Raw genomic sequence first — 17,937 nt, 5'->3', positions numbered from 1 at the left:
ACGCGAGACGCACGCACTCTTCGATGTACGCACTGCCCGGCATGTCTTCCGTTTTCGGCACGCGGCGTCACGCGGGGGCTTCCCGCGGTCGATCCGTGGAGGCTTTCTTCGGGACGTCCTTAGAGGATTCCTTCGGGCATTCCACGGGGACTTCCTTCGGGCGCCCCGCAGGGACTTCCTTCGGGCGCCGTGCGCGGGGCTTCACGCTGCTCGAAATGCTCGTCGTGCTCGTGATCGCGGGCATCCTCGTGTCGGTCGCATCGTTGACGCTCAGGCGCAACCCGCGCACCGATCTGCGCGAGGAAGCACAGCGCGTCGCGCTGCTGTTCGAGACGGCGGGCGACGAGGCGCAGGTGCGCGCGCGCCCGATCGCGTGGCGCGCCACCGATCACGGCTTTCGCTTCGACATCCGGACAGGCGACGGCTGGCGTCCGCTGCGCGACGACGTACTGCGCGCGCGCAACTGGGACGGCGGCGTGACGGGCGCCGCGATCGACTATCCCGGCTCCGACACGCACACCGACGCCGTCGTGTTCGGCACCGAGAGCATCGACGTGCCGGTGCGCGTCACGCTCTATTCCGCGGTCGGCAGCGCGACGATCGTCGGCACCGGCAACGGCCGCTACGAGGTGCGCTGACGATGCGCGCCCACGCTCTCACCCGCTCGCTCGCGCGTTCGCGCGGCTTCACGATGATCGAGGTGCTCGTCGCGCTCGCGATCATCGCGGTCGCGCTCGCGGCGTCGATCCGCGCGGTCGGCTCGATGGCGACGGGCGCATCCGATCTTCACACGCGTCTCCTGGCCGGCTGGAGCGCGGACAACGCGCTCGCGCAGCTGCGCCTCGCGCACGCGTGGCCCGACATCGGCACGCAGACGTTCGACTGCTCGCAGGGCAATGTCGCGCTCACCTGCACGCAGCGCGTGAGCTCGACGCCGAATCCGGTGTTCCGGCGCGTCGAGATCGCGGTGTCGATGAACGGCCGCGCCGGCGTGCTCGCGCAGATGGTCACGGTGGTCGCGAATGAAACCAGCCGTTCGCTCTGAGCGCCGCGCGCCCCGAAGGCAGTCCCCTTGGGGGACGCGGCGCGCATCCCAAGGGCGCGCGCCTCGGGGCGTCCGCGGCTTCACGCTGATCGAAATGATGATCGCGATCACGATCCTCGCGGTGATCGCGATCCTGTCGTGGCGCGGGCTCGACCAGATCATCCGCGGCCGCGAGAAGGTGTCGGCCGCGATGGAGGACGAGCGCGTGTTCGCGCAGATGTTCGACCAGATGCGCATCGATGCGCGCCGCGCCGCGACCGACGACGAAGCGGGCCAGCCCGCGGTGCGCGTCGCGGGCGACACGCTGCAGATCGTGCGCGAGCTCGACGCGCCGGGCGCGGCGCCGCGTCTGCAGGTCGTGCGCTACCGGATCTCGAACGGCAGCGTCGTGCGCTATGCGTCGCCGCCGATCGGCGACGTCAACGCGTTGCGCGACGCGGTGCGCGGCGGCGACACCGAAGGCTGGAGCTCGGTGCGGCTGATGCGCGGCGTCGGCATGATCAACGCGCGTCTGTACGTGCCGAAGGTCGGCTGGACGACCAGCATGCCCGACGCCGACAACGCGCTCGAGCAGAACAACAACGCGCTCAAGGTGCCGATGCTCGGCAATGCGCCGCCGCCGCGCGCGGTGACGGGGCTCGAGGTCAGCATCGGCGCGACGTCGCTGCGCGTGCCGATCACGCGCATCTTTCTGATCGGGGAGTGACATGCGCGCGTCCGCCCTCCTCGCTCGTTTCGCTTCGCTTCGCCGCTCGCGTGCGCCGTTCGCGGCGCATGCGTCGTTCATGCCGCGCGCGCCACGCTTGCCGAGCCGCGACGGCGCCCGCGCAGGCGAGTGCGCCGGCGTCCGCCGCGAGCGCGGCGTCGCGATCATCAACGCGCTTCTGGTCGTCGCGCTGTCGGCGATCCTCGTGTCCGGGATGTTGTGGCGCCAGCAGGTGCAGGTGCGCCGGATCGAGAATCAGCGGCTGCTCGCGCAGGCCCAATGGGTCGCGCGCGGCGCGCTCGACTGGACCCGGATGGTGTTGCGCTCCGAAGGCGACACGGCGCCCGGCATCACGTATCTCGGCGGGATCTGGGCCGTGCCGATCGCGAAGACGAAGCTGTCGGATTTTCTCGGCCGCATCGGCGTGACCGACGCGGCCGAAGGCACGGATACCTATCTGTCCGGCTCGATCGAGGACGCGCAGGCGAAGTTCAACCTGCGCAACCTCGTGTCGTCGCCCGCGCCCGGCGCGCTGCAATTGAACGCGGCGCAGGTGCAGACGTTCCAGCGGCTGCTCGCGACGCTCGGGCTCGACCAGCAGCTCGCGAAGATCGTCGCGCGCCACGTGCGCGCGGGGCTCAAGCAGTCCGCGACGCGCTTCCAGGCGGCTACGCTGCCGGGCGCCGCGAGCGGCGTGCCCGTTCCGCTGCCGGACGGCGGCACCGAGAGCGGCGGCAACTTCACCGACGAGCCGGGCCTCGCGGGCGGCGAAGGCCGCGGGCCCGCGCCGCTGATGATGACGAGCGTCGATTCGCTGCTCGACGTCGAGGGCTTCACGCCGGAGATGGTCGAGCGGCTGCGCCCGTTCGTCACCGTGCTGCCGACGGTGACGCCCGTCAACATGAACACCGCGCCCGCGGAAGTGATTGCGGCGCTGATACCGGGGATGTCGGTGTCGTCCGCGCAGGCGCTCGTGTCGCGGCGCGAGACCGTGTTTTTCCGCAACGTCGGCGACGTGACGCTCGCGCTGCGTGGCGCCGGCGCGCCGAACGTGAACCTCGATTCGAGCCAGGTCGACGTCACGTCCAGCTATTTCATCGTGCATGGCCGGATCGAGCACGATCGTGCAGTCGTGGATCGCACGTCGCTCGTGTATCGTGATCCGACCACGCACACGACGCGCATCGTGCGCGTTCGCGATCAGCTATAACAACGCCATTCGGGAGAGGAGCTCTTGAGCACGTTGATTGTCCTATTGCCGCCGCGCGAGCCGGCCGTGCCGTTGCAGGAATGGCAATGGCCCGAGCTGCCGTTCGCGCTCGTCGACAAGAGCGGCCACACGCAGCGCGCGGGCCGCGCGTCGCTGTCGCTGCTGCCGCAGGCGGCGACGACGGTGCTCGTCGTCGCCGCGCGCGACCTGCTGATGCTCGCGCAGACCGTGCCGCCCCTGAAGGGGCCGAAACTGAAGCAGGCGCTGCCGAACATCATCGAGGATCAGTTGATTCAGGATCCGCAGGGCTGTCACATCGCGGTCGACCCGGCGGCGCTCGACGGCGGACGCCGCGTGCTCGCCGTGATCGACCGCGGGTGGTTCAAGTTCATCGTCGACGCGTTCACCGCGGCGGGGCACCGCCATCTGCGCGCGGTGCCCGTCACGCGCTGCCTGCCGCTGCCGGCGCGGCGCGAAGCGGCCGAGGTTGGGGCCGAAGCCGACGTCGCGCACGAGCTGCAAGCGGCGCACGAAGCGGCCGCCGGCGGGCCGGGCGACGGCCACGCGGCCGCCAAAGGCGCGGCGGCGGACGCCGTGAAGCCGCCCGAATCGATCGTCGCGGTCGCGCTCGGTCTTGCCGCGACGGCGAGCGCGCCGTCGCTCGCCGAGGAATCGACGGCGCTACCGCCGGAGACGGCCGCCGCGCCGCGCGTCGAGCTCGCGCTCGCCCGCGGCGCGCTCGGCGAGGGCTTTGCCGCGCCGGTGTCGACCGCGGTGATGACGCTCGAAGCGCTCGCGAACGGCACGCCGCTCGAGCTTTACGAGCTCGGCGAGCCGGGCGCCGAGCCGCAGCTCGCGTCGGTGCGGCCGCTCGACGACAAGCGTCTGCTGCCGGGCGCCGCAATCTGGCCGTTCGATGCGCTCGTGCGCCGCGCGCTCGACTCGCGCTTCGACCTCTGCCAGTTCGAATTCGAGTTCGCGCCGTGGCGCTTCGACCGCGCGACGCTCACGCGCCTGCGCGTGCCGCTTGCGCTCGCGGCGGCGTCGCTCGCGGTCGCGGTGATCGGGATGAACGCGCACTGGTGGAAGCTCGCGCGCGAACGCGACGCGCTGTCCGCGCAGATCACCGAGACGCTGCTGTCGGCGTTCCCGAAGACGACGACGGTGCTCGATCCGGCCGCGCAGATGACGCGCCAGCTCGACCGGCTGCGGATCGCGGCGGGCGAGCTGTCGCCGAACGATTTCCTGTCGCTCGCGAGCGGCGTCGCGCGCTCGCTCGGGCCGCTGCCGCCGAACGGCATCGCATCGCTCGATTATCACGATCGCCGGCTCGACGTCGGCTTCAAGCCCGAGATCAAGGTCGATCCGGACTTCGCCCAGCGCCTCGCGCGCAACGGCCTGTCGGGCGAGATCGACAGCAGCACGGGCAAGTGGACCATTCGGAGCCGGTCATGAAAACGGAGTTGAACGAAACGCTGACCCAGTTCTGGGAAAGCCGCACCGAACGCGAGAAGCTGCTGCTCGGCTGGGGCGGAGCGGTGCTCGTGGTCGTGATCGCGTATTCGGTGCTGTGGTCGCCCGCGCAGGAAGGCCGCGCGCAGATCCAGCGCCAGTTGCCGACGATGCGCCACGAGCTCGCGGAGATGACCGCGCAGGCGAACGAGGCGCGCTCGCTCGCCACCGCCGCGCAAGGCGTCGCGCCGACGGGCATCGCGCTGAAGGATGCGCTCACCGCGTCGCTGTCTGATCACGGGCTCGCCGCGGCGGCGCCGCAGATCGTCGGCGGCGGCGTGCAGATCCAGTTGAAGAACGCGTCGTTCCCCGCGTGGACGCAGTGGCTCGACGACGTGCGCCGCCAGTTGAAGGCGCAGGTCGTCGAAGCGCACGTGACCGCGCTGAAGGAAGACGGCCAGGTCGACCTGACGGCGGTGCTGCAGCCGGCGTCCGTCAAGTGAGCGACGTCGATGCCCGATATGGCCGACAAGGCGGAGCGCGGATGCCGATGACCTGGCCGATGCGCATGCGGCGCCTCGTGCCGTGGGCCGTCGTCGGCGGCCTCGCGATTTTCGTCACGCTCGTCGCGCTGCTGCCCGCGTCGTGGGTCACGCCGCGGTTCGCCCGGGCAACGGGCGGCCACGTCAATCTCGTCGATCCGGACGGCTCGCTCTGGCACGGCTCGGCAACGCTCCTCCTCGCGCCCGGCGCGGACCGCAGCGCGTCGACGCTGCTGCCGGGGCGCGTCGAATGGCACACGCAGTTCTGGCCGCTCTTCACGGGGCGCGTGCGCATGCGGCTGCGGCAGACCGATGCGATGCCCGACGCGGTCACGCTCGACGCGACGCTGCGCGGCGCGGTGCTGTCGTCGGGCTCGATGGCGGTGCCGGCGTCGCTGCTCGCGGGCCTCGGCACGCCGTTCAACACGCTCGATTTGCAAGGCAACGTGCGGATCGACTGGACCGACTGGCGGCTCTTCGGCAACGACGCGTTCGGCCAGCTGTCCGTGACGATCACCGACATGAGCTCGCGCGTGTCGCGCGTGAAGCCGCTCGGATCGTACCGCGCGGTGATCGAGGCGCGCGGCGCGACTTCGGCGCTCGACCTGTCGACGTTGAAGGGACCGCTGATGATGTCGGGGCAAGGGAATTTCGGCGCGACGGGCGCGTCGTTTCGCGGCACCGCGAGCGCCGCGCCCGAGCAGCGCGACAATCTCGCGGGTCTCTTGAATCTGCTCGGCCACCCGATCGGCGACGGCACGGTGTCGTTGATCTACGGCGACGCGGCGCGCTAAGCGCGCGGTTTCGGTTTTGCGTTGAATCGCGCTTCGTCACGGGCGCGGGCGACGCGGCGAAGCGAGCGGGTTGAGTCGGTTGATTCCGAGCGGCGCTCCGGCAACGCTTCGACGCTGCGGCCGATGTCGGGCGGCGGCGACGCGAGATCGGTTCGGCGGCGTCGGTTGTTTCGCGGGCGCGCCGACGGCAGCCGGCGCACCGGAGGCGAAGCGGCCGAGATCGTGCCGGCGAGCGCCGCGTACCGTCGGCGGCCGCCGTTTCGTTTTACGGTTGCGCGGCGGTCGTCGTCGAACCGACGGCCGAGCCGCCGCCGGCTGCGGCTTGCGCAGCGGCCGCCGTTGGCGGTTGCGCCGCCGCCGGCGCCGGCACGCCCGCAGGCGCGGACGCCGGCACCGGCGCGGGCGCTTGCACGCCGCCCGTCTCGCGCGCGATCTGCGCGACGTCCCAGCCCCCGCCCAGCGCCTTCACGAGCCCGACCGACGACACCATCCGCTGCCCGGAGATCGTCGAAAGCTTCTGCCGCGCGCTGAACGCGGTGGTCTGCGCGGTCAGCACGTTCAGATAGCCGACGGTGCCCGCCTTGTACTGATTGAGCGTGATGTCGAGCGCGTGCTGCGCGGATTCGACCGCCTGCCGCTGCACGCCGATTTCCTGCTCCAGAATCCGCTGCGACGCGAGATTGTCCTCGACGTCCTGGAACGCGGACAGCACGGCGGCCCGGTACGTGGCGACGTCCTGATCGTAGGTCGCGCGCGCGGCCTCCGTCTGCGCGGCGCGCAGGCCCGCGTCGAACAGCGTCGCGGCGAGCTGCGGGCCGACCGACCAGAAGCGCGCCGGCAGCGTGAAGAGCTGCGACCACACCGAGCTCTGGAAGCCGCCCGACGCCGATAGCGTGAGCGTCGGAAAGAACGCGGCGATCGCGACGCCGATCTGCTCGTTCGCGGCGGCCGCGCGCCGTTCGGCGGCGGCGACGTCGGGGCGCCGCTCGAGGATCGCCGACGGCACGTCGATCGGCATCGCGGGCGGCTCGGCCGTGAGCGGCATCGGCGACAGCGAGAACGTCGACGCGGGCTCGCCGACGAGCGTCGCGATCGCGTGCTCGTACTGCGCGCGCGCGATTCCGTTGTCGATCGCGGATGCCTGCGCCGATTGGAGCTGCGTCTGCGCCTGGATCACGTCCGAGCGCGCGGCGACGCCCTGCGCGTACTGATTCTGCGTCAACTGCAGCGATTTCTGATACGACGCGACGGTGTCGTCGAGGAGCTTTTGCGTCGCGTCGGCGGCGCGCAGCTGGAAATAGGTCTGTGCGAGCGTCGCTTGCGCGGACAGCCGCGCGTTCGCGAGATCGGCGGCGGCGGCCGCTTCGCTTGCCTTCTGGGCGCCGACCGTGCGGCTCACCTTGCCCCACAGGTCCGGCTCCCACGACGCGTCGAGGCCGACGCTATACGTATTGCCGATCGTGCGCGTCGTGCTGCGCGACGCCGAGCTGCTCGACGACAGCGCGCTCGACGCGCGCGATTCGCTCGCCGTCAGCCCGAGTGTCGGAAAGTACGACGCGCGCGCCTCGGCGACGAGCGCGCGCGCCTGCCGGTATGCGGCCGCGTACTGCGCGACGGTCTGGTTCGACGTGTTGAGCTTGTCGATCAGCGCATTCAGTTGCGGATCGTCGTAGATCGTCCACCACGGTCCGCGGTCCGCGCGGTCGGCCGGCTGCGCGATCTTCCAGCCGGGCGGCGCTTCCTTGTATGCGGCGGGGATCGCCGCGTCGGGACGGTGATAGTCGGGCCCGACCGCGCAGCCGGCGAGCAGCGCGGCGGCCGCAATGGCGACGGCGGCGCTCAGCGCGCGGCGCGCGCGCGGGTGTGGGACTTGCGACATGTTCTGGATTCCTGTCGAGGCGGCCGCCCGTGGGCCGGGCGAGCGGACGATGCGGCCGAAACGCCGAAGGCGTGGCCGAAATGGTAACTGACGGATGCGGGAATGCGCAGACGTTAGGGTAAAGCGCGGACGGGGCCGGATGTGTTACCGGCGCGGTGCGCCGGTTTACCGTGTGTTACGCGGCGGGGGCTCACGAGCAGCGGACGGGATCGCACTGCGGGGCGGCGAGGCATAGCTGTCGCGCCGAAGGCTCCTGAGCCGACGTGGGCCGGCCGCCGCCGTTGCGCGCGGCGCGGTGCCGCCGCTGATCGAACCATGCGAACCCGAGCGCCGCGAGCGAGCCGCCCGGCACGATCAGCAGCACCGCGTACAGCGCGATCTTCCAGCCGCGATGCGGACCGGAAAGCGTGTGGCGGGCGGTGTCGGACAGGTTGCGGCGCAGTGCGCCGGCGGCATGTTTCAGGAACGGCATGGGGGGAAATCCTCGGGACGCACGCCGAGCGAATGCGGCTGCGTGGGTAAAGCGGTCAGGCTCAGAACATCGTCTCTGGCGGCGCATGAAGCGCATAACTCATTGACTGAAATAATATTGACTATGCAATAAATATTCAAGATACTGGCGGCGTTTTTCCTGGAATGCACTGTTGCGGTTCGCACAATCGACCGGACAGCTTGACGATGAGCGGCCTTTACGACCCGGAGCACATCGAGCTCGAATCGAGCCTCGGCTATTACCTGACGAAGGCGCGGCAGGCGCTCGTCGAGCGGCTGGATCGCGCGCTCGGCCCGCTCGACCTGACCGCGCAGCAGATCGGCGTGATCCTGCTGCTCGCGCGCGGCTTTGCGCGCACGCCGTTCGAGCTGTCGCGCAAGATGTCGTACGACAGCGGCTCGATGACGCGGATGCTCGACCGGCTCGAAAAGAAGGGCTTCGTCGTGCGCGCGCGCAGCGAATCGGACCGCCGCGTGATCGAGCTCGCGCTGACCGAGCGCGGCGCGCATGCCGCGCAGGCGCTGCCGGGCCTGATCGCGACCGAGCTGAACGCGCAGCTCGAAGGCTTTTCGCCCGACGAGCTCGCGCTCCTGACGGACCTGCTGCGGCGCTTCATCGCGAACGCGCCGGGCGCGGCCGATGCCGCGTGCGCGGCGGCGTTGCGGCCGGACGACGAATGACCGGGAATGACATTGGGTAGCCATTGGATCGCGGCTCGCACGCCGCACATTTATCTGTCTGGGCAGAAGCTGACAGGTCACTTACTGCCGGTCGATGCCGCTGTACAAAAGGATGTCGGGGCAACTGTCGCCCCTTAGGAGAGACGCATGGCTGCGACGGCCCCCGCTTCCGCTTCCCCTTCCGCCGAACCGGCGCCGCTGTCGGGCGGCGTGCTTGCGCTGCTGACGGTCGGGCTCGCGCTCGGCACGTTCATGGAGGTGCTCGACACGTCGATCGCGAACGTCGCCGTGCCGACGATCTCCGGCAGCCTCGGCGTCGCGACGAGCGAAGGCACCTGGGTGATCTCGTCGTACTCGGTCGCGTCCGCGATCGCGGTGCCGCTGACCGGCTGGCTCGCGCGGCGGGTCGGCGAGGTCCGGCTCTTCACGCTGTCGGTGCTCGCGTTCACGATCGCGTCCGCGCTCTGCGGCCTCGCGGAGAACTTCGAATCGCTGATCGCGTTCCGGCTGCTGCAGGGCCTCGTGTCCGGCCCGATGGTGCCGCTGTCGCAGACGATCCTGATGCGCAGCTATCCGCCCGCGAAGCGCGGGCTCGCGCTCGGCCTATGGGCGATGACGGTGATCGTCGCGCCGATCTTCGGCCCGGTGATGGGCGGCTGGATCACCGACAACTACACGTGGCCGTGGATCTTCTACATCAACCTGCCGATCGGGATCTTCTCCGCCGCGTGCGCGTTCTTCCTGCTGCGCGGCCGCGAGACGAAGACGACCAAGCAGCGGATCGACGCGATCGGGCTCGCGCTGCTCGTGATCGGCGTGTCGTGCCTGCAGATGATGCTCGACCTCGGCAAGGACCGCGACTGGTTCAATTCCACGTTCATCACCGCACTCGCGCTGATCGCCGTCGTGTCGCTCGCGTTCATGCTCGTCTGGGAGTCGACCGAGAAGGAGCCGGTCGTCGATCTGTCGCTCTTCAAGGACCGCAATTTCGCGCTCGGCGCGATGATCATCTCGTTCGGCTTCATGGCGTTCTTCGGCTCGGTCGTGATCTTCCCGCTGTGGCTGCAGACCGTGATGGGCTACACGGCCGGCCTGGCCGGCCTCGCGACCGCGCCCGTCGGCTTCCTCGCGCTCGTGCTGTCGCCGCTCATCGGCCGCAACATGCAACGGCTCGACCTGCGGATGGTCGCGAGCTTCGCGTTCGTCGTGTTCGCCGTCGTGTCGATCTGGAATTCGACGTTCACGCTCGATGTGCCGTTCAACCACGTGATCCTGCCGCGGCTCGTGCAGGGGATCGGCGTCGCGTGCTTCTTCGTGCCGATGACGACGATCACGCTGTCGAGCATCCCCGACGAGCGGCTCGCGAGCGCGTCGGGGCTGTCGAATTTCCTGCGGACGCTGTCGGGCGCGATCGGCACCGCGGTCAGCTCGACGTTCTGGGAGAACGATGCGATCTATCACCACGCGCGCCTCGCGGAATCGGTGAACATCTATGCGCAGAGCACGGTCGACTACCAGGGCGCGCTCGCGCGGCTCGGCATCGCCGGCCAGGTATCGACCGCGCAGATCAACCAGATCGTCACGCAGCAGGGCTTCATGATGGCGACCAACGACTTCTTCTATATTTCGGCGCTCGCGTTCGTCGCGCTCGCGGCGCTCGTGTGGGTGACGAAGCCGAAGAAAGGCGTCGGGCCCGCGATGGGGCACTGAGCGGGCGGCCGCGCACGCCGCGCGGCGGACAGTTGCGGGCGGCGGGCGAGCGCGGTCGGAGCCGGACGCAGGGTATCGGCGGCGCGGCGTCCGCCCGCCGCTTCAGCGCGCGCGCAGGCTGCCGAACGCGAGATCGTCGCCCGGATCGACGGGGCCCGTCTCGCGCGCGACGTCGAGCCACGCGCGCGCCGCGTGCGACAGGTAGCCCTTCTTCAGCCAGCCGATCGCGACCGCCCACGTGATCTCCGGCTCGACGATCGGCCGGCACGTGAACTGCGTGGTGTCGAGCCGACGGCAATAAGGCTCGGGCAGCAGCGCGATGCCGACGCCCGCATGCACGAGCGCCGCCATGAAATCCCAGTGGCCGCTGCGGCTCACGATCTGCGGCGTGAAGCCGACCTTCCGGCATGCGTCGAGCACCGCGTCGTGCAGCGCGAGGCTTTCCGCGTAGAACACGAACGGCTCGTCGGAAAGGTCGGCGAGCGGCACGGTTTCGTCGTCGTCCCAGCGGGAGCCGTGGTGCGCGACGAGCCAAAGCGGCGCGCGCACCATCGGCAGCACGTCGAACACGGCCGGATCGACCGGCTCGAGCACGCCGCCCAGCTCCAGCTCGCCCGCGACGAGCGCCTCTTCGATCATCCGCGCACCCTGCTCGAACAGCTTCAGCTCGATCTTCGGATAGCGTTGCTTGAACGCGGCGATCGCCGGCGTGAACAGCGAGCCGCCGAGCGGCGGGATGCCGATCGTCAGCTCGCCGCGCCCGAGCGTGCCGAGATCGTTCAGCTCGGCCTGCAACTGCGCCTGCGCGGCGAGCACATCCTGGCCGCGCTGGTACACGATCCGGCCGGCATCCGTCAGCACCATCTGGCGACCGTCGCGCAGCAGGAGCGGCGAGCCGATTTCGTCCTCGAGCGACTTCACCATCTTGCTGATCGTCGGCTGCGTGACGTGCATCTGCTCGGCCGCGACGGTGAAGCTCTGCTGCCTGACCACCTCGACGAAATAACGCAACGCGCGCAGCTCCATCGGCGCCTCCTTCAGTGAGCGAGTCGGTGAAGATTCCTAAACGGAATGATTTTTATAGAACCAAGTCATTTTATTTATGATCGCGTGAATCCTATACTGCCTCCATTCGGTAAAGCAAGGCATTTCGGGACCATTCATGACCAAACTCTCGGCTACGGCTACGGCGGCGACCTATCCGGCAGCGCCGCGCGCGCGCGCCGGCCGCGCGGCCCGCATCGCGCTGCAGACCGCCGCGCTCGGCGCGCTGTGGGCGGCGATCGACTGGACGGTGCGGGCGCTCGGCGTGCCCGTGCCGTCCGGCGTGGTCGGCCTCGCGGTGCTGCTCGCGCTGCTGCTGTCGGGCCGCGTCGCGCCCGGCTGGGTGAAGGACGGCGCGAACTGGCTGCTGTCCGACATGCTGCTCTTCTTCATCCCGGCGACCGTCGCGGCGGTCCAGTACGGCGGGCTCTTCAAGGAGGACGGGTGGCGGCTCGCGCTCGTCGTCGTCGCCGGGACGACCTTCGTGATGCTCGCCGTCGCCGTCGCGGTCGACGTGGCGGCAGGCTTCGAGCGGCGCCTCGCGGTGATGCGCGTGCGCGCCGGCCGCCGCCGCGCGAGAGCCTGACACGGACGCCGCGCCCGTCTTTCTTCCATTTGTTTATGGCACCGGTTCCACCGAGAGCATCATGACGACGCCCGATCCTTCGCTCCTTTCCGCGCCCGCGAGCGCCGCGATTTCCGCCGGCTGCTTCGCGCTGACGATCGCGCTCTATTTCGCGTCGAAGCGTCTCTACGCGTACCGCAAGACGCTGTTCTTCTCGCCGCTCGTGCTCGTGCCGGCCGTCCTCGTCGCGTTCGTCGCGCTGACGGGCATCCCGTACGCGGTCTACTTCCGCGACACGCGCTGGCTGATGTGGCTGCTCGGCCCGGCGACGATCGCGTTCGCCGTGCCGATCTACGAATACCGCGCGCTGATGAAGCGTCACTGGTTCTCGCTGATGGTCGGCGTCGTGGTCGGGATCACGGTCGCGATCTGCGGGTCGCTGCTGCTGTCGAAGCTGCTGCACCTGTCGCCCGAACTGCAGCGCAGCCTCGTCACGCGCTCGGTGTCGACGCCGTTCGCGCTCGCCGTGTCCGACAAGATCCATGCGCCGCGCGACCTCACCGCGCTCTTCGTGATCGCGACCGGAATCTGCGGGATGCTCGTCGGCGAGTTCGTGCTCGCGCTCGTGCCGCTGCGCTCGCGGCTCGCGCGCGGCGCCCTCTTCGGCGCGGCCGCGCACGCGGTCGGCACGGCGAAGGCGCGCGAGATCGGCAGCGAGGAAGGCGTCGTGTCGAGCCTCACGATGATGATCGCGGGCGTCGCGATGGTGCTGATCGCGCCGCTGCTGACGCTGCTGCCGATCTGACTTGCCGGTCCGCGGTCCGGCCGGGCGCGCCCGCGACGCGCGCCGGGTCGTCCCGTCGTTCTGCCGTCGGTTTTCACGATGCGCGCCCGACGGGCGTCGAGCCACCCGATTCGTCCGGCCGCGCCGGCGGCCCGCCTCCAGTGCCGCTCCGCCCGCCGCTTCCGCGCTTCCAGCCCCGATGATGACACGCCCGCTCGCGGCTTCCGCCCGCCTCCGCCGTCCGCATCGCCCTGTCCCGCCCGCGCCCGTTCGACCCGATCGTGTCCCGTCCCGCCCGCCCGAGCGACGAACAAACGGCTGAGATAGCCGCAAATCCCCCTTCTATTCCGCCCATCGCGCCTGGCTCGGATGCCGAACAATGCAGGCTACCTAGAGTCTTCTCGCATGCACGCCATGGCTACCACGACCGCAAACCCGACCGTCGACAAACCGGCCCCGTCCGGCAAGCTCAAGCGCCTCGTCCTGATCCTGCTGATCGGGCTCGTCGCCGCCGCCGCCGCCGCGGGCGGCACGTATTTCGTGCTGGCGAAGGAAGGCGTGCGCGGCGCGGCGCCGAGCGCGCCCGCGCCGCTCGCGGTGCCCGTCTTCTTCGCGCTCGAGCCGCTCACCGTGAACCTGCAGTCGGACGACGGCATCCAGCACTACCTGCGCGTCGGTCTGTCGCTGAAGCTCACCGATGCGAAGGCGCAGGAATACCTGACCCAGCACATGCCGGAGCTGCGCAGCCGGATCCTGCTCGCGCTGTCGAACAAGCACCCCGAGCAGCTCGCGACGCTCGAAGGCAAGCGCGCGCTCGCCGACGAGCTGAAGACGCTGATCGAGCAGCCGACCCAGCCCGGCAATCGGAGCGCGCGCATCGACGACGTGCTGTTTACCGAGTTCGTCGTTCAATAACGCCGCCGGCAAAGGAACGAACGCGCATGGGCCACGAAGAATTCATGTCCCAGGAGGAGGTCGATGCACTCCTCAAGGGCGTCACGGGCGAAGACGACTCGGCCGACGAACCGGCCGAAGCGTCCGGCGTTCGCCCGTACAACATCGCGACGCAGGAGCGGATCGTCCGCGGCCGGATGCCCGGCCTCGAGATCATCAACGATCGTTTCGCGCGTCTGTTGCGGATCGGCATCTTCAACTTCATGCGGCGCACGGCGGAAATCTCCGTGAGCCAGGTGAAGGTGCAGAAGTACAGCGAGTTCACCCGCAACCTGCCGATCCCGACCAATCTGAACCTCGTGCACGTGAAGCCGCTGCGCGGCACGTCGCTGTTCGTGTTCGATCCGAACCTCGTGTTCTTCGTCGTCGACAACCTGTTCGGCGGCGACGGACGCTTCCACACGCGCGTCGAGGGCCGCGACTTCACGGCGACCGAGCAGCGGATCATCGGCAAGCTGCTCAACCTCGTGTTCGAGCACTACTCGGTCGCGTGGAAGAGCGTGCGGCCGCTGCAGTTCGAGTTCGTGCGCTCGGAGATGCACACGCAGTTCGCGAACGTCGCGACGCCGAACGAGATCGTGATCGTCACGCAGTTCTCGATCGAGTTCGGCCCGACGGGCGGCACGCTGCACATCTGCATGCCGTACTCGATGATCGAGCCGATCCGCGACGTGCTCAGCTCGCCGATCCAGGGCGAGGCGCTCGAGGTGGATCGCCGCTGGGTGCGCGTGCTGTCGCAGCAGGTGCAGTCGGCCGAGGTGGAATTGGTCGCGGATCTTGCCGAGATCCCGACGACGTTCGAGAAGATTCTCAACCTGCGCGCCGGCGACGTGCTGCCGCTCGACATCGCGGAGACGCTCACCGCGAAGGTCGACGGCGTGCCGGTGATGGAGTGCGGATACGGCATTTTCAATGGTCAGTACGCGTTGCGCGTGCAGAAGATGGTCAGCGCAAGCGACACGATGAAGGAAGGTGGATATGACTGAGTTGAATTCGACCCCCGAGACCGACGGCGTCGACGAACAGGCGTTCGCGGACGCCGCGATGAGCGCCGCCGCGGCCGGCAAGGCGTCCGCCGACGCGCCGCAGGAAGACGCCGGCATGGACGACTGGGCGGCCGCGCTCGCGGAGCAGAACCAGTTGCCGATCGAGCCGGGCGCGACAGGCGCAGGCGTGTTCCGGCCGCTGTCGAAGGCCGCGGCGGCGTCGACGCACAACGACATCGACCTGATTCTCGACATCCCGGTCAAGATGACGGTCGAGCTCGGCCGCACGAAGATCGCGATCCGCAACCTGCTGCAGCTCGCGCAGGGCTCGGTCGTCGAGCTCGACGGGCTCGCCGGCGAGCCGATGGACGTGCTCGTCAACGGCTGCCTGATCGCGCAGGGCGAAGTGGTCGTCGTCAACGACAAGTTCGGCATCCGGCTCACCGACATCATCACGCCGTCCGAACGCATCCGGAAGCTGAACCGATGAAACCGCGCGTCGCGCCGCTCGTTTCGACGCGCCGGCCGGCCGTGCGCGTCGCGCGCCCGCTCGCCGGGCTCGCCGCGTTCGCGAGCGGCGCGGCGGCGCTGCCCGCATCGGCCGCCGACATGAACGCGGTGAATCACGCGGCGTCGATCGCGTCGGGCGTCGTCGTCGGTTCGGCCGCGCCGTCGCTCGGCGTCGGCGCGGTGCTGCAGACGCTCGTCGGGCTCGCGATCGTGATCGGCCTCGTGTTCGGCTGCGCCTGGCTCGCGCGGCGCTTCGGCTTCCAGCCGTCTCGTCGCGGCGGCGCGCTGAAGGTCGTCGCGAGCGTCGCGGTCGGCGGCAAGGAAAGCGCGACCGTCGTCGAGATCGGCGATACGTGGCTCGTGCTCGGCGTCGCGCCCGGCAACGTGCGCCTGCTGCACACGCTGCCCGCCGGCTCGGCGGGGGTGATCGGCGCGCCCGGCGGCGTGTCCGCGGGCGGCGGGATGCCCGGCGCGCCGGACGGCACGCCGCGCTCCGGCGCGTTCGGCCAGTACCCCACGGGCACGTCCTTCGGGGCGCGCTTTCGCGACGCGATGCTCGGCGAAGCCGCGAAGCGCCTCAAGCGCGACGGCGGCAAGGATCGCTGAGATGTCGCGCCTTCGTTTCGTCGCGCCGCGCGCGCATTCCGCCGCGCGCGCCCACTCCGACCGTCGTTCGATGAAGACCATCCTGTTGCGCGGCGCCGTGCGCTGGCTGCCCGCGCTCGCCATCGGCCTCGCGCCGGCGCTCGCCTGCGCGCAGGCGGCCGGTTTGCCGGCATTGAACTCGGCGCCCGGCCCGAACGGCGGCACGACCTACTCGCTGAGCGTGCAGACGATGCTGCTGCTCACGATGCTGTCGTTCCTGCCGGCGATGCTGCTGATGATGACGAGCTTCACGCGGATCATCATCGTGCTGTCGCTGCTGCGGCAGGCGCTCGGCACCGCGTCGACGCCGCCGAACCAGGTGCTCGTCGGCCTCGCGCTGTTCCTCACGCTGTTCGTGATGTCGCCCGTGCTCGACAAGGCTTACGCCGACGCGTACAAGCCGTTTTCCGAAGGCACGCTGCAGATGGACCAGGCGGTCCAGCGCGGCACCGCGCCGTTCAAGGGGTTCATGCTGAAGCAGACGCGCGAGACCGATCTCGCGCTGTTCGCGAAGATCTCGAAGGCGGCGCCGATGCAGGGGCCGGAGGACGTGCCGCTGTCGCTCCTCGTGCCCGCGTTCGTCACGAGCGAGCTGAAGACGGGCTTCCAGATCGGCTTCACGATCTTCATCCCGTTCCTCATCATCGACATGGTCGTCGCGAGCGTGCTGATGTCGATGGGGATGATGATGGTGTCGCCCGCGACGGTGTCGCTGCCGTTCAAGCTGATGCTGTTCGTGCTCGTCGACGGCTGGCAGCTCCTGATCGGCTCGCTCGCGCAGAGCTTCACCTAGGAGAGGCGAGATGACCCCCGAAAACGTGATGACGCTCGCGCATCAGGCGATGTACATCGGCCTGTTGCTCGCCGCGCCCCTTCTGCTCGTCGCGCTCGCGGTCGGCCTCGTCGTGAGCCTGTTCCAGGCGGCGACGCAGATCAACGAGGCGACGCTGTCGTTCATCCCGAAGCTGCTCGCGGTTGCCGCGACGATGGTGATCGCCGGTCCGTGGATGCTGTCGACGATGACCGACTACCTGCGCGAGATCCTGCTGCGCGTCGCGACGCTCGGCGCGGGCTGATGCCGCCGAGCGCGGCGCTCTCGTCCGCTTTTTCCGCCCCGCCCCGCTTCCGCCATCGACCGATGTTCTCCGTCACCTACGCGCAACTGAACGGCTGGCTCACCGCGTTTCTGTGGCCGTTCGTGCGGATGCTCGCGCTCGTCGCGACCGCGCCGGTGACGGGCCACCGCGCGACGCCCGTGCGCGTGAAGATCGGGCTCGCGGGCTTCATGGCGCTCGTCGTCGCGCCGACGCTCGGACCGATGCCCGTCGTCACCGTGTTCTCCGCGCAGGGCGTGTGGATCATCGTCAATCAGTTCCTGATCGGCGCGGCGCTCGGCTTCACGATGCAGATCGTGTTCGCCGCGATCGAGGCGGCGGGCGACATCATCGGCCTGTCGATGGGGCTCGGCTTCGCGACCTTCTTCGATCCGCACGCGAGCGGCGCGACGCCCGTGATGGGCCGCTTCCTGAACGCGATCGCGATCCTCGCGTTTCTCGCGTTCGACGGGCATCTGCAGGTGTTCGCCGCGCTCGTCGATTCGTTCAGGCTCGTGCCGATCTCGGCCGGCCTGCTGCGCGCGCCCGGCTGGCAGACGATCGTTGCGTTCGGCGCGGCGATTTTCGAGATGGGGCTTCTGCTCGCGCTGCCCGTCGTCGCCGCGCTGTTGATCGCGAACCTCGCGCTCGGGATCCTGAACCGCGCCGCGCCGCAGATCGGGATCTTCCAGGTCGGCTTTCCGGTGACGATGCTGGTCGGCCTGCTGCTTGTCCAGTTGATGGCGCCGAACCTGGTTCCGTTCGTCGGGCGGCTCTTCGATACCGGCGTCGATCTCGTCGGGCGCGTCGCGGCCGGGTTGCATTGAGCGGTGCACGCGCGGCG

Annotated in this window: 21 protein-coding genes; 18 read left to right on the top strand and 3 right to left on the bottom strand. The window is 69.7% G+C overall.

Annotated elements, in window-relative coordinates; translation table 11 throughout:
• The first annotated feature begins 23 nt into the window (after positions 1 to 23).
• The 7 genes from BG90_RS07765 (at position 24) to BG90_RS07735 (ending at position 5,749) form a co-directional block, all read left to right on the top strand.
• Positions 24 to 638 (top strand): GspH/FimT family pseudopilin, encoded by a 615-nt coding sequence (locus BG90_RS07765; RefSeq protein ID WP_025990061.1) that lies wholly within the window; start codon positions 24 to 26, stop codon positions 636 to 638.
• Positions 635 to 1,045 (top strand): type II secretion system minor pseudopilin GspI, encoded by a 411-nt coding sequence (gene gspI, locus BG90_RS07760; protein WP_025990062.1) that lies wholly within the window; start codon positions 635 to 637, stop codon positions 1,043 to 1,045. Before BG90_RS07765 ends, gspI begins: the two co-directional genes overlap by 4 nt.
• A complete protein-coding gene (locus BG90_RS07755; RefSeq protein WP_010100528.1) occupies positions 1,023 to 1,751 on the top strand; it encodes a PulJ/GspJ family protein in 729 nt (242 codons plus the stop codon). Before gspI ends, BG90_RS07755 begins: the two co-directional genes overlap by 23 nt.
• A 79-nt stretch (positions 1,752 to 1,830) precedes the next feature.
• A complete protein-coding gene (gene gspK / locus BG90_RS07750; protein ID WP_081463865.1) occupies positions 1,831 to 2,961 on the top strand; it encodes a type II secretion system minor pseudopilin GspK in 1,131 nt (376 codons plus the stop codon).
• A 24-nt stretch (positions 2,962 to 2,985) separates the two neighbouring features.
• Positions 2,986 to 4,416 (top strand): type II secretion system protein GspL, encoded by a 1,431-nt coding sequence (gene gspL / locus BG90_RS07745; RefSeq protein ID WP_025990063.1) that lies wholly within the window; start codon positions 2,986 to 2,988, stop codon positions 4,414 to 4,416.
• Positions 4,413 to 4,916: a type II secretion system protein GspM gene (gspM, locus tag BG90_RS07740; RefSeq protein WP_025990064.1), complete on the top strand. Its 504-nt coding sequence runs from the start codon at positions 4,413 to 4,415 to the stop codon at positions 4,914 to 4,916. The genes gspL and gspM overlap by 4 nt, the downstream gene beginning before the upstream one ends.
• Positions 4,917 to 4,957: 41 nt before the next feature.
• Positions 4,958 to 5,749 (top strand): type II secretion system protein N, encoded by a 792-nt coding sequence (locus tag BG90_RS07735; protein WP_010100543.1) that lies wholly within the window; start codon positions 4,958 to 4,960, stop codon positions 5,747 to 5,749.
• Between the two features lie 265 nt (positions 5,750 to 6,014).
• Here the strand turns inward: BG90_RS07735 and BG90_RS07730 are convergent, their stop codons facing one another.
• On the bottom strand, positions 6,015 to 7,628 hold the full coding sequence (locus tag BG90_RS07730; RefSeq protein ID WP_045568107.1) for an efflux transporter outer membrane subunit: 1,614 nt from the start codon (positions 7,626 to 7,628) through the stop codon (positions 6,015 to 6,017).
• A gap of 190 nt (positions 7,629 to 7,818) precedes the next feature.
• On the bottom strand, positions 7,819 to 8,100 hold the full coding sequence (locus BG90_RS07725; RefSeq protein WP_010100552.1) for a hypothetical protein: 282 nt from the start codon (positions 8,098 to 8,100) through the stop codon (positions 7,819 to 7,821).
• Positions 8,101 to 8,300: 200 nt separating this feature from the next.
• On the opposite strand from BG90_RS07725, the gene BG90_RS07720 reads away from it, so the two are divergent.
• On the top strand, positions 8,301 to 8,801 hold the full coding sequence (locus BG90_RS07720; RefSeq protein ID WP_010113057.1) for a MarR family winged helix-turn-helix transcriptional regulator: 501 nt from the start codon (positions 8,301 to 8,303) through the stop codon (positions 8,799 to 8,801).
• 147 nt (positions 8,802 to 8,948) lie between these two features.
• On the top strand, positions 8,949 to 10,511 hold the full coding sequence (locus BG90_RS07715) for a DHA2 family efflux MFS transporter permease subunit (RefSeq protein ID WP_010100554.1): 1,563 nt from the start codon (positions 8,949 to 8,951) through the stop codon (positions 10,509 to 10,511).
• A gap of 102 nt (positions 10,512 to 10,613) precedes the next feature.
• Here the strand turns inward: BG90_RS07715 and BG90_RS07710 are convergent, their stop codons facing one another.
• Positions 10,614 to 11,537 (bottom strand): LysR family transcriptional regulator, encoded by a 924-nt coding sequence (locus BG90_RS07710; protein WP_010113060.1) that lies wholly within the window; start codon positions 11,535 to 11,537, stop codon positions 10,614 to 10,616.
• Positions 11,538 to 11,673: 136 nt separating this feature from the next.
• Here BG90_RS07710 and BG90_RS07705 point away from each other — a divergent pair, with 136 nt between their 5' ends.
• The 9 genes from BG90_RS07705 to fliR all read left to right on the top strand — a co-directional run bounded on the left by BG90_RS07705 (position 11,674) and on the right by fliR (position 17,920).
• Entirely contained in the window at positions 11,674 to 12,141 is a 468-nt protein-coding gene (locus tag BG90_RS07705; RefSeq protein WP_010113061.1) for a CidA/LrgA family protein, read from the top strand.
• A gap of 61 nt (positions 12,142 to 12,202) precedes the next feature.
• Positions 12,203 to 12,925 (top strand): LrgB family protein, encoded by a 723-nt coding sequence (locus tag BG90_RS07700; RefSeq protein ID WP_010100561.1) that lies wholly within the window; start codon positions 12,203 to 12,205, stop codon positions 12,923 to 12,925.
• A 393-nt stretch (positions 12,926 to 13,318) separates the two neighbouring features.
• Positions 13,319 to 13,819: a flagellar basal body-associated protein FliL gene (fliL, locus tag BG90_RS07695; RefSeq protein WP_010100563.1), complete on the top strand. Its 501-nt coding sequence runs from the start codon at positions 13,319 to 13,321 to the stop codon at positions 13,817 to 13,819.
• A 26-nt stretch (positions 13,820 to 13,845) separates the two neighbouring features.
• Complete coding sequence (gene fliM, locus BG90_RS07690) at positions 13,846 to 14,844, top strand: flagellar motor switch protein FliM (RefSeq protein ID WP_010100565.1); 999 nt, start codon at positions 13,846 to 13,848, stop codon at positions 14,842 to 14,844.
• Positions 14,837 to 15,334, top strand: a complete 498-nt coding sequence (gene fliN, locus BG90_RS07685; RefSeq protein ID WP_025989572.1) for a flagellar motor switch protein FliN — start codon at positions 14,837 to 14,839, stop codon at positions 15,332 to 15,334. The genes fliM and fliN overlap by 8 nt, the downstream gene beginning before the upstream one ends.
• Positions 15,331 to 15,960, top strand: coding sequence for a flagellar biosynthetic protein FliO (gene fliO / locus BG90_RS07680; protein WP_045568106.1), 630 nt, complete (start codon positions 15,331 to 15,333; stop codon positions 15,958 to 15,960). Before fliN ends, fliO begins: the two co-directional genes overlap by 4 nt.
• 70 nt (positions 15,961 to 16,030) lie before the next feature.
• Entirely contained in the window at positions 16,031 to 16,792 is a 762-nt protein-coding gene (gene fliP / locus BG90_RS07675; protein WP_010100577.1) for a flagellar type III secretion system pore protein FliP, read from the top strand.
• Between the two features lie 10 nt (positions 16,793 to 16,802).
• The gene (fliQ, locus tag BG90_RS07670) at positions 16,803 to 17,075 is read left to right on the top strand and encodes a flagellar biosynthesis protein FliQ (RefSeq protein ID WP_010100578.1); all 273 of its coding nucleotides are present in this window, start codon (positions 16,803 to 16,805) and stop codon (positions 17,073 to 17,075) included.
• Between the two features lie 62 nt (positions 17,076 to 17,137).
• Positions 17,138 to 17,920 carry a flagellar biosynthetic protein FliR gene (fliR, locus tag BG90_RS07665; protein WP_010100579.1) on the top strand — a complete coding sequence of 261 codons (783 nt, stop codon included), beginning with the start codon at positions 17,138 to 17,140 and terminating at the stop codon, positions 17,918 to 17,920.
• The last annotated feature ends 17 nt before the right edge of the window (positions 17,921 to 17,937 follow it).

Source organism: Burkholderia oklahomensis C6786, from assembly GCF_000959365.1.
Lineage (GTDB): Bacteria > Pseudomonadota > Gammaproteobacteria > Burkholderiales > Burkholderiaceae > Burkholderia > Burkholderia oklahomensis.
Note: the sequence above shows the minus strand (reverse complement) of the source record. Positions and strands in the feature narration are given on the sequence as shown.